Origin of the sequence: Psychrobium sp. MM17-31, assembly GCF_022347785.1 — a bacterium.
Classification (GTDB): domain Bacteria; phylum Pseudomonadota; class Gammaproteobacteria; order Enterobacterales; family Psychrobiaceae; genus Psychrobium.
Genome location: NZ_JAKRGA010000002.1, coordinates 151270 through 168049 on the forward strand (window position 1 = coordinate 151270; position 16780 = coordinate 168049).

Annotated in this window: 16 protein-coding genes; all 16 read right to left on the bottom strand. The window is 41.1% G+C overall.

Annotated elements, in window-relative coordinates; translation table 11 throughout:
* Window positions 1-8 precede the first annotated feature (8 nt).
* The gene (locus MHM98_RS05165) at window positions 9-1088 is read right to left on the bottom strand and encodes an AAA family ATPase (RefSeq protein WP_239438209.1); all 1080 of its coding nucleotides are present in this window, start codon (window positions 1086-1088) and stop codon (window positions 9-11) included.
* 32 nt (window positions 1089-1120) lie between these two features.
* On the bottom strand, window positions 1121-2602 hold the full coding sequence (locus MHM98_RS05170) for a DUF5691 domain-containing protein (RefSeq protein WP_239438210.1): 1482 nt from the start codon (window positions 2600-2602) through the stop codon (window positions 1121-1123).
* Window positions 2596-3987 carry an SWIM zinc finger family protein gene (locus MHM98_RS05175; protein WP_239438211.1) on the bottom strand — a complete coding sequence of 464 codons (1392 nt, stop codon included), beginning with the start codon at window positions 3985-3987 and terminating at the stop codon, window positions 2596-2598. The genes MHM98_RS05170 and MHM98_RS05175 overlap by 7 nt, the downstream gene beginning before the upstream one ends.
* 1140 nt (window positions 3988-5127) lie before the next feature.
* Window positions 5128-6585: a metallophosphoesterase gene (locus MHM98_RS05180; RefSeq protein ID WP_239438212.1), complete on the bottom strand. Its 1458-nt coding sequence runs from the start codon at window positions 6583-6585 to the stop codon at window positions 5128-5130.
* 145 nt (window positions 6586-6730) lie between these two features.
* Window positions 6731-6922, bottom strand: a complete 192-nt coding sequence (locus MHM98_RS05185) for a hypothetical protein (protein ID WP_239438213.1) — start codon at window positions 6920-6922, stop codon at window positions 6731-6733.
* A gap of 290 nt (window positions 6923-7212) precedes the next feature.
* On the bottom strand, window positions 7213-8193 hold the full coding sequence (locus MHM98_RS05190; RefSeq protein ID WP_239438214.1) for a transposase: 981 nt from the start codon (window positions 8191-8193) through the stop codon (window positions 7213-7215).
* 144 nt (window positions 8194-8337) lie between these two features.
* The gene (locus MHM98_RS05195; protein ID WP_239438215.1) at window positions 8338-8514 is read right to left on the bottom strand and encodes a hypothetical protein; all 177 of its coding nucleotides are present in this window, start codon (window positions 8512-8514) and stop codon (window positions 8338-8340) included.
* A gap of 356 nt (window positions 8515-8870) precedes the next feature.
* Window positions 8871-9851, bottom strand: coding sequence for a transposase (locus MHM98_RS05200; protein ID WP_239438216.1), 981 nt, complete (start codon window positions 9849-9851; stop codon window positions 8871-8873).
* A 118-nt stretch (window positions 9852-9969) separates the two neighbouring features.
* Entirely contained in the window at window positions 9970-10890 is a 921-nt protein-coding gene (locus tag MHM98_RS05205) for a hypothetical protein (RefSeq protein ID WP_239438217.1), read from the bottom strand.
* Window positions 10891-11017: 127 nt separating this feature from the next.
* Window positions 11018-11440, bottom strand: coding sequence for a hypothetical protein (locus tag MHM98_RS05210; protein WP_239438218.1), 423 nt, complete (start codon window positions 11438-11440; stop codon window positions 11018-11020).
* Window positions 11427-12218 (bottom strand): HNH endonuclease, encoded by a 792-nt coding sequence (locus MHM98_RS05215; RefSeq protein ID WP_239438219.1) that lies wholly within the window; start codon window positions 12216-12218, stop codon window positions 11427-11429. The genes MHM98_RS05210 and MHM98_RS05215 overlap by 14 nt, the downstream gene beginning before the upstream one ends.
* A gap of 116 nt (window positions 12219-12334) precedes the next feature.
* Window positions 12335-12667 (bottom strand): hypothetical protein, encoded by a 333-nt coding sequence (locus tag MHM98_RS05220; protein WP_239438220.1) that lies wholly within the window; start codon window positions 12665-12667, stop codon window positions 12335-12337.
* Between the two features lie 99 nt (window positions 12668-12766).
* Window positions 12767-13138 (bottom strand): hypothetical protein, encoded by a 372-nt coding sequence (locus MHM98_RS05225; protein ID WP_239438221.1) that lies wholly within the window; start codon window positions 13136-13138, stop codon window positions 12767-12769.
* 286 nt (window positions 13139-13424) lie between these two features.
* On the bottom strand, window positions 13425-14297 hold the full coding sequence (sucD, locus tag MHM98_RS05230; protein ID WP_239438222.1) for a succinate--CoA ligase subunit alpha: 873 nt from the start codon (window positions 14295-14297) through the stop codon (window positions 13425-13427).
* Window positions 14297-15463 carry an ADP-forming succinate--CoA ligase subunit beta gene (gene sucC / locus MHM98_RS05235; protein ID WP_239438223.1) on the bottom strand — a complete coding sequence of 389 codons (1167 nt, stop codon included), beginning with the start codon at window positions 15461-15463 and terminating at the stop codon, window positions 14297-14299. The genes sucD and sucC overlap by 1 nt, the downstream gene beginning before the upstream one ends.
* A gap of 102 nt (window positions 15464-15565) precedes the next feature.
* Entirely contained in the window at window positions 15566-16762 is a 1197-nt protein-coding gene (odhB, locus tag MHM98_RS05240) for a 2-oxoglutarate dehydrogenase complex dihydrolipoyllysine-residue succinyltransferase (protein ID WP_239438224.1), read from the bottom strand.
* Window positions 16763-16780: the final 18 nt, after the last annotated feature.

Below are 16780 nucleotides of genomic sequence, written 5' to 3' on the forward strand. Positions count from 1 at the left end.
ATGCGCCCTTACAAAACTTCGTTCATTATCTTGTAATAATCAGCATATCCGGGACGTTTCTTAAGTACGGTTTCTAAATATTCTTCCAATACAGCTTTGTCTTGCACCGGATCTTTAACAATCGCTCCAACGATATTGCTACTTAGATCTTGAGCATCTAGTGCGCCGTCGCCAAACCAATTCGCTTGACTCAAGCCACCCACCATCACGGCAATAGCTTCGGCAGTCGATAAGTTGCCTGTTGGCGTTTTCAAAGTTACCTTACCGTCTAAAGTTTCTCCCCCGCGCAATTCTCGGAAAATGGTCACAACCTTTTCAATTTCCTGCTGAGCGTCTTTAGGCATAGGTAAGGCCAAGCTTTCACTCATTTCCTCAACGCGTTTAGCAATAATGGCAATCTCTTGCTCCATATCATCAGGCAACGGCAGCACAACAACATTGAAACGGCGTTTGAGTGCAGCTGATAACTCATTGACGCCTTTATCGCGATTATTAGCGGTAGCGATGATGTTAAAGCCTTTCTTTGCATAAACAGCATCATTAAGCTCGGGAATTGGCAACATTTTTTCAGATAACACAGTGATTAACGTATCTTGAACATCAGAGCCCATACGGGTTAATTCTTCTAAACGACATAATGTTCCCGCTTCCATGGCGCGATAGAGTGGTGTTGGCACTAAAGCATCACGACTAGGACCGTTAGCGAGTAATTGCGCGTAGTTCCAACCGTAACGAATTTGGTTTTCATCTGTCCCCGCCGTACACTGAATGACCTGTGTACTATTACCACAAATACCCGCTGCTAGGTGCTCCGAGACCCAAGATTTCGCAGTTCCAGGCACCCCCAAAAGTAATAACGCGCGATCTGTCGCCAGCGTAGCAACTGCGGTTTCAATAAGCCGACGATTACCAATGTATTTAGGGCTAATTTCAACGCCGTCTTTCGTTGTTCCGCCTAATATATAAGTGACTACAGCTTGTGGAGATAATGCCCAGTTTTCAGGTTTCTCGCCGATATCCTGTGCTTTTAATGCATCCAATTCAGCTTGATAAATTACTTCAGCGGGTTGGCGAAGAATGTCATTCATAAATAATTCCTTGTTTTGTTCACACCTGATATTTACTGTAATTCAGAGAGTTTAATATTTAATTTAAGACAATCGAAAACAGGATCAACGTTTAGCATGCCTAGTTTTACCAAGCGTTCGATAATTTGTTTAGCGCAGTCACTTGAAACCAATAAACCAAGCGCGATAATTCCTCGAGTGGCGTATGACTGTTCGAGATAACTCGTTTTTTCAATTTGTTCGATAATCTGTTGTTCAAGCGTCTTCCACGCAAGTGTTTTAGCTAATACACGCCATTGAATGGCACCTATAGGCTGGTCAGTAAAAGGTAATAACTCGTCAAAACGATAAATAGCTTTGTTATGCGACATAATTTCCGATACCAACTTCTGGCGTTCATCACTACTTAACCGAGGCAATAACAGCTCAAGTAAGTTGATAGCGTGTTGTTCTTCGTTCAAATAGTCTCTTAAACGCGTAATAACAATTTGAATAATTTCATCTGGCGCATGGCGAGCGACGTTGGTGATAAAATTGTAGTTATCGAGATAGCGATGCTGGCTAAATTGCCAGTTCTCTACCAACTCGCGTGGCGATAGTGACAGTGCTTGTGCTAAGTGAATTAAAGACACTTGCTCTAACCACTCTGAACGAAGCGCTTGTTGTTTCTTGCTCTTTAAGGGCGCAGCGACAACGTGTTTTGTTTTTTTAAACAAACCAGAAGTTTTTACAGTTAACCACGCCGCTAATTCATCCGCCAATTCACATGCTCGCTGATCATCTGTAGGCGGTACATTCTCCCCTAAGCGCATCAGCAATTGAGTACTTAACTCGACGACCTTTTTAGAGCGATCATTGGCAAGAGAATTAAGATATTCGATATCTTGCTGTGACAACTTGATTGCTAATGTATCGATAACTTTATAACGTCGCTCTGCCGGCTCATTAGCGGCACATTGTGCAATAATTTCACGCGCTTGTTGCGGGTTATTTCTGCGCAATGCGCGCAATAACTCTATGTGTTGAGCAGGTAAAAACTGTGACCAATTATCAGCGGTTAACGATTGCTGTGACTGATTGACTTGCGTAACCCACGCTAACCACGGCCAATATAGTGCGGGTACATCGTCGTTTTGTTTTGGTAGCCAATCTGCTGGATGCGCACTGATTTTGTGTTGTGCCAGTATATTCAATAGATGATTGGTTTTACTTGGTGAAAACTGTTTAGTTTGCTCAAGGCAGCGTTTAAACAGTCCTCGAAGATCGTCAGCTAGCGTTACAAATTCGAGCTGCGGCAAAGGTGGCTTAGTAAGCAGTTCTTGAGGTTCAGACTGCGCCAGCAACCATGACCGTTGAGCGCTAGCCAAAATAAGTGCTTGGCGTCGTTGACAACTATGAGAAAGATTCTGATCCAGCTCTGGCCAACTCTTTGGCAATTGCGTATCAATTGCAGTTGTTCCCTGACCACCAATTAACCAACGCTTATACAACTGATCAATTTGCGCGAGTTCTTGTCTTGCAGTTTCAATTAACACGAAATGGTCCCCCACAATAGCGTATTGGCACTCATAAGTTGCGCTTTGTAACCATCCGACAAAACAAATGCATGCGACAATTCACTCCCCAACAAGACGGAGTTAATCGATTTATTACTCAAAGCAATCGTTTGTTCAGAGACCTGATCACTCCACCAATAGTCGCCACTCTCACTCTGAGCAATACGACCAGCACCAATTAATACAGGAAAAGACTCTAGCCATGGCGAAGATGCTAAATACCGTTGAAAGGCAGCTTGATGGGTGCTTATTTGATAACTTGGAGTTTCTGATGCATGAGTTATGACTTGATACTCGCCAAGTACAGCGCGCAATGGCTGACGTGCAGGATAGAAAATCAATTCTCCTTCGATTAAACGGTCTATGCTGCTAATCATTTCTTTACGACCAGCACTAGCAGGATAAAAATCGAGCAATAAAGCAGGCTCTTGATAGCGACCATCAACGTTTATTAACCACTTAGCGTGCGCTATCAAACCATCCTTACGGCTTTCGATATGTTCGCCGACAGTCTGCCATATTCCAGTGATTCTTAATGCTTTTTCGTCACTAATGATTTGTTCTCTAGTTTCCGACTTCGCCACAGCACGCCTAACATCTACATCGTTACAATCGGTAAACCACGCCTCTGATAACATAGCTAACTTGCCAAGTTCTTGATAAACCATCTCGGCTTGCACAGCGGCATCGGCAGCCATAACTTTAGCTGGTAACTCATCGACACGTGCAGCAAAGTTAGTTGCCTTAGCATCAACAAGACGCGACGCAATGCGTCGGCAACGCTCATTTACTTCCTTAATGAAGGTGGTAACACCATTGAGTAACTGATCATCTAACCACTGTTGAAACTCCACAAGTCCTTCGCTAATCGAGGTGTCTGTCTTAGCTTTGTTACTTGCAGCTCGCTTAGCCTGCGCCGCTTCTTTTTTCGCTAATTCCTCAGGAGATAATGGTTTAGCTTCTTGTGTTATCGCTCCAATATCTTTAGCTACTGTAGGTTTAGTTGCTTCTACGGAGCCAGCAGTAGGTTTACGCTTTCGCCTGCCTAACCAATCGTGCACCCATTGCGGTGGTTCCGCGTCAGCAAAACCGTGCTGTGCATCTGAAAACTGCCACAGCAGAGCCAATACGTGTTTACAGGGAAATTTTCGTGATGGGCATGTACACTTGTAACCGTGCTCAACAACATCAGCGACAGTGTAATAGGGTTTAGAGCCAGAGCCTTGGCACTCACCCCAAATGGTATTAATTGCAGGTGCTTGTTCAAGTACTGGCCATTTTGCGGGTTTGAGTAGTTTTTTTGCGGCATTCAAAGACGCCTGATCTGGCGCTAACTCTTGAATGGTTTCAAGCGAAATATTCACGTCCTTTTGAACTCTTGTATCTTAATTTTTATTATCGGCAGTGATTATAGATTAAAAACAATAAATTGATACGGCGAATTTAGTTCGGTTCAATTGATATGTGTTGGAATCAATTGAAACACAATGAATAAAACAAAGTATAGAAGAGCTGTGAATGCTCACTAAACGTGACAGGATTATATAAAATATAGGACAACCGTAAATATCCCTAGCGGATTACAATGATTGGAGCTTTTAATATTTTGTGGGCGTCTAATATTTTGTGAATGAGCATTATTAGTTACCCAATGCGCTCAATCAATAAATTAACTATATTAATCACAAGGCTGCCAGTTAACCACCAAATAAGAACTCTAATTAATACAACTTTTTGAAATAGCTTAAAAGTTTTTCCCCCCCCCAAATATGTATTGAAACCAGAAACAACGATATTCCAACAATCAGTTCAAATATCAAACTCGATTCACCTAGTGTTAGATACAAAAATATACCAATATAAAACAGGAACACATGAAAAACCGCCGTTAAAACAGCGGTCTTAGCATTTGGCTTTGGATAGGTAAGAATCTTTACAATTTAAGTACACAATCATCACGAATTTAATAACTGTTCGACACAAAAATGTATCGAATAACACTCAACCGTCATTCTCTCGTTTAAAGCAGTTAAAACAAAAATTCACTGTAACAAACATAAGAAAACTAAAGACGAATATAAACACTACCTTGTAGAAATAGAGTAACTGTTCAGCACTGAAAAAATACTGATAAATAGCATTCCCAATGGCAGTACATAATGACATATAAAAACTATGTATGACTTCCTTTTTCATAAACTCTCCTTGATATATAACAATAGGTTATCCAGCATGCATGGAAGTAATGGATATTAAATTAAGATAGGAAATTTAACTGTAGTAATGGCCTCAATATCTATCAACGAACGGTGAAATAATACTAAATGCTAGTCCAGCGAACACAACGGGAAATGACGTGATAGAAAGGTGTAGCGGCAAAATCAATTAAACTGTTTCTTGCCCTAGCCATAACAACCTCCTCAAAAAAGAGTGATTATTAGACTAGGACAAAATCAATTTATTGCCAGAATCTTTTGGGTGTCTATTTTTTGTTACGATTATGGCTAGTCTCTCTGAACAGATCTCAATTTTCTTTCATTTTTCGCGCTAACATACATCAAACACATTACGTGTTTATTTCTTTCTGAGACCTCAATAGAGTCCAAATATTTTCGCAAATTGTTTCTTGCATTTTTGGTAGAATAACCCTCCTTTCGATAGTCCCCTGTCATGCCAATTAAAACCTCGGGACTAGTCTTATCGCCAAGTACAGGGAAATAGTTGAAGTTCAGGCTAATTCCGCTTACAAGTGAATCACACTGTAATTCTTCAAAGTTTGGAAATGTAGCCATCTCTATTTTTCGGTTTTTTGACTCAACTATGGAGTAATGAGGGTGGTAGTCCGTAGTAGATCCCACATTCCTGTGGGCAGTAGTTGCAACTGTTGTAATATAAAAATTTTCAGCAAACCTATTATTACGTGGACCTTCGTCAGGGTCTTCAATATGCGTATGTGCCGAAAGCCATAAGTTTCTATTTTTTCCCTTTAATAAAAGATCTGCTGGTCTTCCCACATAAACACTAGTATATCCAAGTCCTTCAATCGGATAGTGTGACGTTATGATTCGGACATCATCATATGAAGAATTTAAATTGCTATTTATCCAGTCTGTTTGCCCACCTTCTTCCCATGAAATACTTCCTCTAACACCATAAACTTCGGTTATTAACACCTCAGGTTTAACATTAATATCTTGGTAATCAGAAGTATCAGTCAAAATTATCTGCCCTTGAATTCCCCCTTTGCTGTATTCAATGATACCGGAGTAAAAGCATCCGTTCTTGTGCTGTTCCTGTGATGGCCCAGGACATATGTCATCAAGGCTTTCTTCTATGGTTGTCCCTGCTTCAATGGGGTGTATATTGTCTTTGAATGTGATAAATATTGATGGATCACTAAAGCTTGAAAATGATTCCCTATTAAACTGGTAAGTCATTTTTATAATTTCTTTCTTTGTATAGTAGAATTTATCTGTCGAGCCTTCCTCGCCTCCACAAGACGCCCGTCGAATAGCCGGTTCAACTTGATTTCCGGTCGCCAAATAGTCATGATTTCCGATAACAAAATATATTGGTTTTCCAAGCTCTTTTCTTGAATGCCTTAGTGTTGAAAAAAATTCATCCGCCTCGTCCTTACAACCGCTATTCATTCCGTCGCCAAGGTAAAAAACAATATCTGGATTTTGATTCTTCATGTCAGAAAAAAAATAGCCAAGATTTTCAAGTGCTAATGTTTCCTGTGTTGTTGTTCGCACAGCCCAATTTGAAAATTTGTCAGCAAGAGGCGTTCTAAAAGGGTTACCTTCGCTATTTTTCTCTGTTGTAATTTGAGAATCAGCAATCGTCGCGATCTTAATTCCAATATCTATATCTTCACCCTCTCCCATTAGTGATATATTTGTAACTATTGAACATGAGCTCAGCATCAATGATGCAGTTAGAAGAGTAATTGCTCTTATCATGGTTGTCCCCTATTACTAGCTTAAATGTATTGATTTTTTGACGTTATTCTCTGTTGTAGGCCCGAACACTTAACGCCGCCAACACAGGCCGAGCGGACAAGAATAATTCGTCGACACCCAAAAATTAGCTTGGATATTTTACCTCTCAGCCAATGTCCTTATACCTACAGCGGTAATGCTCATTAGCGCACTGCCTTAACCGTTCTAGCGAGCCTACGAATTTACCGTATTGGCGTCTAAAGTGATTTATGATTTCTATCCAGTCATCACTTGCAATCCCCAAACTATCAAGTAATTTAGGCTGATACTCTTCCACAAAACCGCGCTTATTAGGCACTATTTTCCTTGAACTCCAGTCAGCTAATTCAAAATAATCATATAGTGTAAATTGAATAGCAAGTGATAATAGTATTTCGTTGACACCCAGAAATTAGCATGGACGTTTAACCAATTTTTTGCAATTCGTTTTGCAGCAAATTTCAATCAATTAACAATTTCATTTCAATTAAATCGGTAATAAATCGTTTTAGAAGTGTTTATTGCTATCAGACGCCGAGAAAAGCACAAAGAAAGCCTGTAAACAACTCGATTATCTACATTTCTCAGATAGCTTGGCTAGTTTATCCGTTAGCCAACGCCCTTATACCAACAGTGATGATGCTCATTGGCACACTGCCTTAACCGCTCTCGCGAGCCTGCGAAGTTACCGTATTGGCGTCTAAAGTGATTAACAATTTCTATCCAATCATCACTAGCAATCCCCAAACAATCAAGTAATTTAGGCTGATGCTCTTCCACAAAACCGCGCTTATTAGGCACTATCTGTCTTGCACTCCAATCCGCCAGTTCAAAGTAATCATAGAGGGTAAAAGGGATGGCAAGCGATTGTTGCGAACCGCCAAATGGTAAAAGGTTAGCGGGTTGTTTCGGTGAGGCTTTATTGTGTTTGGAGGTGGTTCTTCGGTCTTGCTCATAACTACGGATTCTGGCTTGAATTGAGGTAAAATCACTCTCTTTAAAATCATTGGCCATACCTGCGCGAATAGGGTTTAAATCAACATACATCATGCAAGATAACAAAGCTTGTTCATCCAACAATGCCTGTGAATAATAACGACCTTCCCAGTAGCGTCCTTTGCAGTTATCTTCTTTATTAGCGGCTCGAGCTATCGACTCATTGAGGTGACGCATAAACCAACTAATGTCATAAAGCCTAAATCGCCACACGCTGACCACCTCAGCAACCTTGGCTAGACTCGCTTTGTCGTCTATCTCGCCTTTGCGATACCTATCAACGACAGGATGACCTTTATGCAGTTGATACCAACGTTCAATTACCTCATCATCAGACCAACTTAACGCACGTTCTCGGTCTACACGCAATACTAAATGGTAATGGTTACTCATAATTGCATAGGCAGCGATATGGATAGCGAAAATCCCTGATAACGCATGGAGCTTGTCCAACACCCATTGGCGCCTGTGGTTATAGTTCTTACCGGAGTATTTATCTTCACCACACAGAAATGCGCGACGAACACAACGAGAAATGACGTGATAGAAAGGTGTGGCGTCTAAATCAATTAGACTGTTTCTTGCCCTAGCCATAACAACCTCCTCAACAAAGAGTGATTATTAGCCTAGGACAAATTCAATTTATTGCCAGAAACTTTTGGGTGTCTATTATTTTGTTTAAAATTAGCGAGGAACGAGCAAAAGCCAACTGTTTTTTGTCCGTTCTTTAGCGCCTTGTTAGGTATTGCCTACACCAATAAAATCACTATTGGCCGCAACCCCACATAATCCAGGAGTTTCAGGCCACCACATGACATGTAAGAAAGGTAGTAGATTCTCTCTTGGCACCACTGTAAAAGTTCCTACAGCATTCCCATCAATAACTTTAAAATCAAGTTTCTGCGATTCTTGCATAAACTTGAAACCTTCAGCATTCTTCGGAGAGTAACCCAAGTTTATCTCTAACTCATCTAACCCTCCTATTTCGGATGGAATAATAAATTTATATACACCTTTATCGTTAGTGCTGATAACTTCTATTTGCTCGTTAAATCGTTGACACCCAAAAATTAGCTTGGATGTTCAACTACTTTATTTCAAGTCGTTTTGCGCTAAAATTTCAATCAACTAATACATTGACTTCAATTAAATCACTAATAAACAACTTTAATTACGTTTTTTGCTACCAAACACTGATAAAAACACATAGCGATCCCTCAAGTTGCACGATTATCTGCTTCTTTTTTGAGATAACTTGGATGGTTTATCTGTCAGCCAACACCCTTGTACCAACAGTGATGATGCTCATTGGCACATTGCCTTAACCGCTCTCTGGAACCTGCGAAATTACCGTATTGGCGTCTAAAGTGATTAACGATTTCTATCCAGTCATCACTAGAAATTCCTAAACTATCAAGTAATTTAGGTTGGCTATCTTCTACAAAACCACGCTTATTGGGTACTATCTGTCTCGCGCTCCAGTCAGCCAATTCAAAGTAATCATATAACGTAAACGGTATGGCAAGCGGTTGTTTTGAACTGCCAAATGGCAAGAGTTTAGTGGGCTGTTTTGGTAATGTTTTACTCTCTTTTGAAATCTTTTTTCGTTCTTGCTCGTAACTTCGTATTCGGGCTTGAATTGAAGTAAATTCGCTCTCTTTTAAGTTCTTAGCCATTCCTGCACGAATAGGGTTTAAATCAACATACATCATGCACGATAACAGTGCTTGCTCGTCCAATAATGCTTGAGAATAATAGCGTCCTTCCCAGTATCGTCCTTTACAGTTATCTTCTTTATTAGCCGCTCTAGCTATCGACTCATTAAGGTGACGCATAAACCAGCTAATGTCATAAAGCCTCAATCGCCACATTGAGACAACTTCAGCAACCTTGGCTAGGCTCACTTTATCATCTATTTCACCTTTGCGATACCTATCAACAACAGGGTGACCTTTGTGAAGTTGATACCAACGTTCAATTACCACATCGTCAGACCAACTTAATGCACGCTCTCGGTCAACACGCAATACTAAATGATAGTGGTTGCTCATAATCGCATAGGCAGCGATATCAATAGCAAAAGCCTCCGCTAACGCGTGTAGTTTATCCAGAACCCATTGGCGCCTGTGGTTATAGTTCTTACCGGAATATTTATCTTCGCCACACAGAAATGCACGACGAACACAACGAGAAATGACGTGATAGAAAGGTGTGGCGTCTAAATCAATTAGACTGTTTCTTGCCCTAGCCATAACAACCTCCTCAACAAAGAGTGATTATTAGCCTAGGACAAAATCAATTTATTGCCAGAAACTTTTGGGTGTCTCTTATTTTGGTGTAAAGTTTGTCCGACTGGCTGCGCTTGTTATATCACCACGCCTCAGGATTTTCACACCTAGGACAAACGTTGTCATATGTATCTTCCCAATAGGACATTTCCCCATTTGGCCAAGGGCAACCACAAATATCACAATCCACTTCGATTTCTTCTGATTCTTCATTCTCGCAACTATTTACAGTGCAACGATAGCCGGTGGAAGAGTCAGTATTAGGGATCATCGTATCATTGCCGCAACTCTCACATGTATATACGTTCCATTCGATATCCATCTGATGCTTTGGGCGTACGCCCGCGAAAAGCGCATGCTTTGCCTCAGTTACATCTATGGATGCTTCTTTAAGTTCGTGTTCGTACTCGTCGGCTAAAACTTCAAATACATGGTATTTCTCTGTGCCTATCTCTTCTACCAAATCAAACAGTGAGAAAATGTCAGTAAACTCTGAAAGTCCTCTAACCAGTCTACCAACACACAACCGTACATCTTTAGCTGTAAATTCAAACTGGAAATGCTCTATAGAGTTACGCAAAGATTTCATCCAGTTTATGTCGTCAATGAACTCCTGATCCACAAGATCATTACCTGTAACACTGCATACTTCGCACCTCGCAATGGCTAATGCTTGATCTACTGTTACTGTATGAGGATTACTTTGACCCTTAACTACATTTTCAAAATCAAAGCTTTCAGATTCGAGGGAGTTGAATGCCTCTAATAAACTCACTCCATCAGCTTTAGCTCGCTTTGTGACTTCTCTATAACATTTAGAAAAAACCAGGCTCTCATCTAGAGATTGAAGATACATCTTCAATACCAGCTCGATGCAGTGTGATAGGTGTGTAATCGAGAATTTAAAGGCTTTTAATTCTCCCCCCTCACCTTCTTCATACTTGGACAAAGCCTCGTTGAAGCTATCTATAGCGTTTTCTTTGATATCAAATTCAAATTTCAAATTTAGCTCCATCTATCTTTGGGGATATAACGCCCGCTTAACAGACAAATGCTGGTTGGCTAAAATCCGAAGCGCAGCGTAGGAGCCAATCAGTATTTGTCCTTGTTGAAGTGCTTGTTATGCGCCGCTACCTTGAGTAAAAATAGGCTAGCGGACTAAGGAGTAACAATGTTAAAAGCAATAAACCAAACAACAATATGAAACTGGAAAGTCTTGCTAAAGCCAACGCTATGCTGTCATTCGATTTTTTGTAAATTACACCAGAAACCACAATTAAACAAATTGAAACCACATAGGTAATAAGTGCCATAGAGGTTCCGACTGTAATCCCTTCGCCATTACTGCCATAAAACTTATACAGCCGCCATAGTGCACTAGAGATTCGCTCTCCAACACCATAAAGCTGAATAAAACCTATAAATAAGATAACCAGAGTTAAAGAACGATACAAAAATTTCATAGGCATATAACGCCGCCAGCAGAGGCACGAAAACCAAAGCGAAGCGGCGGTTTTTGTGTCCCTCTGACTGGCCTTGTTAGCTGCTGGCATTTTTCCCACTGTAGAGAGGACTCTCATCATTATTTTCCTTTAGCCACATCTCGTATCCTTCAATGTCAGGGCCACCTACATTAATTGTCATTTCTACGCCATATAGGGCTAAAATGAAATACAATTCTCCCTGCGGAGTATGAAGGAAATCATATTCATGGACTAGCTGGCCTTTTTCGCCATGAATCTCTTTATCTTCATTTGCGTCGTATATGCGCCTAGAGTAGATAGGCCATTCTTTTGGCTGGCCATAACGAGCATGATGTCTTATAGGGTCAAATTGTTCTTCGTCAACAATGTACTCAACCCCACCTTCGTTGCCGAGTACTCGTTGTGCTAATGCTTCAGTTGCTACTTTAGCGATAAATCTAGATGTTTCGCTAACAGTAGGTTTCTCAAAGCCCATGGGTAAGTACAATTGTGAAGAACCGCCGCTCTTTACGAGTTCAAATTGTTCCCTATCGAGCTCTATATTCATAACCACATCCTCTCCATCAAGAACTCGATGCGCTCTTATTGGGGACGATGACCCAGAAATAATACCCTTGATAGGTGGAATTCTGCCCTTCTTACTCGGGATAGCCTGATGAAAACGCAATGCTTCCATATCTGGAGAGCACAAAAAGGGCTTTTCAACTTTCCTTGAAAAATAATTATTGCACTTGTCACAAACAACTCCGGCAGGAAGTATTTGCTTAGTATTCCATAAGCTCTCTGGAATGATATGTTCAACACTCTTTGATTCTGTCGAATCCTTTTTACAGAAAATGCACTTCATATTTTTTCAGCTAACGCCCCATTCAGGGGCTTTTAATTAGTTGGCTAAAATAACAAACGCAGTGAGGGAAGCCAACTGTTAAAAGTCCCACACTGCAATGGCTTGTTAGGTAACGTTTAATTACAAGTGTCACCTGTATGCCATAAAACTTTGCATTGCTCACAAACGAATATAATTGCTTCGTTATCTGCTCCACTATTTTGAGCTGGAGAACTTATGCTACTGCCACAGTCTTTGCACGTAAAAGCTTCGTTATATTCAAGCTTTGTGCGAATAGATACCAAAACCCCAACTAAAAAACCAAGCCCTATTGCCGCATTTGAATACTCAGAATTTTCGATAAATAACGAAGCAACCCAACCTAAGATTATTGAACCAAACAGAAAACTAAAGGCAATGCTTCGTGACTTCAAATTATAGTTTTTGGCTGACTTGACTCGAAATTCCATTTAGTTACCTAACGCCTCATTCAGAGGCAAAAATTGTTGCTTAAAAAAAGCGACGCAGGAGCAAAAAACAACTGTTTTTTTGTCCTTTGGAGTGACTTGTTATGTTTTACATTTTGGCACATCTATTTGTTGCTTTAACTCTTCTCTATACGCTTTTACAGTTTCAATTGGCAACTTAAATACTTCACAATGAGACACATCAACTTCTTTCATTGGAAAAGAACCATAATTTACAAGGTGACTACACCCGCCACCAATATTTTTGCCTAACCCCTGTTTAGTGCATGCAGCAACAGCTTTCCAATGAAAAGCCTCCTTCATTGATTTTTTACAATCAAGATAAGGCTTAAGGATCTCTCTAGATTTAATATAAACCTGTTTACGAGCGTCTTTATAAGACTCAGTTAAAATGCACTCTTCTGATGCAAATGTAAGTGAGCTAAAAAGTAGAGATAATATTAAATACTTCACAGTACTCCTGTAAAACCTAACAATATATTATCCAGCATGCGCGATAATACCGGATTTAAATTTTAAAATTTGAATTTACATTATTAGTAAAACTAATACCTGTCAATTACTTAGGTAGGTGATTTGAATTCGAATTACTTTAAACTATTTGGAGAAAGCATGCATTGAGTTTTACATTGCACAACTATTGATATATGACGATAACCTTTCTACTCCTTATAATTCTCCAAAAACAAAAAAGGCTGCGAAAGCAGCCTTTTATCAAAACAAATTGTTAAGCCTTAGCTTACCAACCAGTCTTTTCTTTTAGTGCAACACCGATGTCTGCTAGAGAACGTACAGTTTTAACACCAGCCGCTTCTAATGCAGCAAATTTCTCGTCAGCAGTACCTTTACCACCAGCGATGATTGCGCCAGCGTGGCCCATACGTTTACCTGGAGGAGCAGTAACACCAGCGATGTAAGAAACTACAGGCTTAGTTACGTTTTCTTTGATGTATTCAGCAGCTTCTTCTTCTGCTGTACCACCGATTTCACCGATCATTACGATAGCTTCAGTTTGGTCATCTTTCTCGAACATTTCTAGAACGTCGATGAAGTTAGTACCTGGGATAGGGTCACCACCGATACCAACACAAGTAGATTGACCGAAACCAGCATCAGTAGTTTGCTTAACGGCTTCATAAGTCAAAGTACCAGAACGAGAAACGATACCTACTTTACCTGGCTTGTGGATGTGGCCTGGCATGATACCGATTTTGCTTTCACCTGGAGTGATAACACCTGGACAGTTAGGACCGATCATGCGAACGCCAGATTGCTCTAGCTTAACTTTCACATCAACCATGTCTAACGTTGGGATACCTTCAGTGATAGTAACGATTAGTTCGATACCAGCATCGATAGCTTCTAAGATAGCGTCTTTACAGAATGGCGCTGGTACGTAGATAACTGTTGCAGTTGCACCAGTTGCTTCTACTGCTTCGCGTACTGTGTTGAATACTGGAAGACCTAGGTGCGTTTGACCGCCTTTACCTGGGCTTACGCCACCAACCATTTGTGTACCGTAGGCAATCGCTTGCTCTGAGTGGAAAGTACCTTGACCACCAGTGAAACCTTGACAGATTACTTTAGTATCTTTGTTAATTAATACAGACATTATTTGCCCTCCGCAGCGGCAACAACTTTTTGTGCTGCGTCTGTTAGTGATTCAGCAGCGATTACAGCAACATCAGAGTTCTCTAATACTTCGCGACCAGCTTCTGCATTTGTACCTTCTAAACGTACAACTACAGGTACTTTAACGCCTACTTCTTTAACAGCGCCGATGATACCTTCAGCAATCATGTCACAACGTACGATACCGCCGAAGATGTTTACTAGAACAGCTTTAACGTTGTCGTCAGATAGGATGATTTTGAATGCTTCAGATACACGCTCTTTAGTCGCGCCGCCACCAACGTCTAGGAAGTTAGCTGGCTTGCCGCCGTGTAGGTTTACGATGTCCATTGTACCCATTGCTAGGCCAGCACCGTTAACCATACAACCAACGTTACCGTCTAGTGCAACGTAGTTAAGTTCCCACTGTGCAGCATGAGCTTCACGCTCATCTTCTTGAGATGGATCGTGCATTTCACGGATTTTTGGTTGACGGTAAAGTGCGTTACCATCGATACCGATTTTGCCGTCTAGACAGTGTAGGTTACCTTCGTCAGTGATTACTAACGGGTTGATTTCTAGAAGTGCGAAATCGTGGTCGTTGAACATGTTAGCTAGACCCATGAAGATCTTAACGAACTGTTTCATTTGTGTTGGGTTTAGACCTAATTTGAAGCCTAACTCACGTGCTTGGTAAGCTTGTGGGCCAACTAGTGGATCGATTTCAGCTTTGTGAATTAACTCTGGAGTTTCTTCAGCAACAGTTTCGATTTCAACACCACCTTCAGTAGAAGCCATGAATACTACTTTACGAGTACCACGGTCAACAACAGCACCTAGGTATAGTTCGTTAGCGATATCAGTACAGCTCTCAACTAAGATTTTTGAAACCGGCTGACCGTTTTCATCTGTTTGATAAGTTACTAAGTTTTTGCCTAACCAGTGTTGAGCAAACTCTTTGATTTCTTCTTTTGATTTAACTAGCTTAACACCGCCAGCTTTACCACGACCACCGGCATGTACTTGGGTTTTAACAACCCACATGTCACCGCCAATTTTATCAGCTGCTTCAGCGGCTTCTTGAGGGGTATCACACGCGAACCCTTCAGATACTGGCAGACCATATTCTGCGAAAAGTTGTTTCGCTTGATACTCATGCAAATTCATGATGATTTTCCGTCATTTGGTTGAAAAAAAGTTGCCAGCCTTTTTACTGGCAACCCTCATAGTGGTGTGAAAACACCAAACTTAAAATTGTTCTACAGTTGATTAAACATCAAGTAGTAGACGCGTTGGATCTTCTAGTAGCTCTTTAACAGTTACTAGGAAGCCAACACTGCCTTTACCATCAACGATACGGTGATCGTATGACAGTGCAAGATACATCATTGGTAAGATTTCTACTTTACCGTCAACAGCCATTGGGCGATCTTGGATTTTGTGCATTCCTAAGATAGCGCTTTGTGGCAAGTTGATGATTGGCGTAGAAATTAACGAACCAAATACACCACCGTTAGTTACGGTGAAGTTACCACCAGTCATTTCGTCAACAGTTAGTTTGCCGTCACGACCTTTGATAGCTAATTCGCGAATCTTCTTCTCGATGTCAGCCATGCTCATTTGGTCAGTGTCACGTAATACTGGCGTTACTAGACCACGTGGCGTAGAAACCGCGATGCTCACGTCGAAGAAGTTGTGATAAACGATGTCATCACCGTCGATTGACGCGTTGATTTCTGGGTAACGTTTCAACGCTTCAGTAACCGCTTTCACGTAGAAAGACATGAAACCTAAACGACAGCCATGACGCTCTTCAAATACTTCTTTGTATTGCTTGCGAAGATCCATGATTGGCTTCATGTTGATTTCGTTAAACGTTGTCAACATTGCTGTGTCGTTAGTCGCTTGTAATAAGCGGTTAGCGATTGTCTTACGCAGACGTGTCATAGGAACGCGTTTTTGATCGCGCGCGCCCATTGCTGGTGCAGGAGCTGCTGCTGGTGCAGAAGCTGGAGCCGCAGCGCCGCCTTTAATGTGCTTTTCAACGTCTTCTTTCGTTAAACGACCGCCAACACCAGTACCTTTGATGTTGTCCGCGTTTAAGTTGTGCTCAGCAAGTAGACGACGTACTGATGGGCTTAGTGCGTCAGAAGTTTCTTCAGAAGCAGCTGCTTCTGGTGCCGCTGCAGGAGCCGCTTCTTCTTTCTTCACTTCTTCGCCAGCTACAGCGCCTTCTTTGATGATGGCAATCACTTGCTCACCAAGAACCGTTGCACCTTCTTCTTCGCGAATTTCAACGATTACACCTTCAGCTGGTGAAGGAACTTCTAAAACCACTTTGTCGGTTTCGATATCAACTAGGTTGTCGTCACGTGAAACGCTATCGCCCACGCTAACATGCCATGTTGCAACAGCAGCATCTGCTACTGACTCTGGTAATACAGGAACTTTAATTTCGACAGTCATCGACTTTTCCCTTAATAA

Bases quoted from the DNA above. Each gene is read 5' to 3' on its own strand.
- odhB (WP_239438224.1), bottom strand. From the start codon at position 16,762: ATGACTGTCGAAATTAAAGTTCCTGTATTACCAGAGTCAGTAGCAGAT.
- MHM98_RS05220 (WP_239438220.1), bottom strand. From the start codon at position 12,667: ATGGAATTTCGAGTCAAGTCAGCCAAAAACTATAATTTGAAGTCACGA.
- MHM98_RS05195 (WP_239438215.1), bottom strand. From the start codon at position 8,514: ATGCAAGAATCGCAGAAACTTGATTTTAAAGTTATTGATGGGAATGCT.
- MHM98_RS05180 (WP_239438212.1), bottom strand. From the start codon at position 6,585: ATGATAAGAGCAATTACTCTTCTAACTGCATCATTGATGCTGAGCTCA.
- MHM98_RS05165 (WP_239438209.1), bottom strand. From the start codon at position 1,088: ATGAATGACATTCTTCGCCAACCCGCTGAAGTAATTTATCAAGCTGAA.
- MHM98_RS05200 (WP_239438216.1), bottom strand. From the start codon at position 9,851: ATGGCTAGGGCAAGAAACAGTCTAATTGATTTAGACGCCACACCTTTC.
- MHM98_RS05190 (WP_239438214.1), bottom strand. From the start codon at position 8,193: ATGGCTAGGGCAAGAAACAGTCTAATTGATTTAGACGCCACACCTTTC.
- MHM98_RS05210 (WP_239438218.1), bottom strand. From the start codon at position 11,440: ATGCCAGCAGCTAACAAGGCCAGTCAGAGGGACACAAAAACCGCCGCT.
- sucD (WP_239438222.1), bottom strand. From the start codon at position 14,297: ATGTCTGTATTAATTAACAAAGATACTAAAGTAATCTGTCAAGGTTTC.
- MHM98_RS05215 (WP_239438219.1), bottom strand. From the start codon at position 12,218: ATGAAGTGCATTTTCTGTAAAAAGGATTCGACAGAATCAAAGAGTGTT.
- sucC (WP_239438223.1), bottom strand. From the start codon at position 15,463: ATGAATTTGCATGAGTATCAAGCGAAACAACTTTTCGCAGAATATGGT.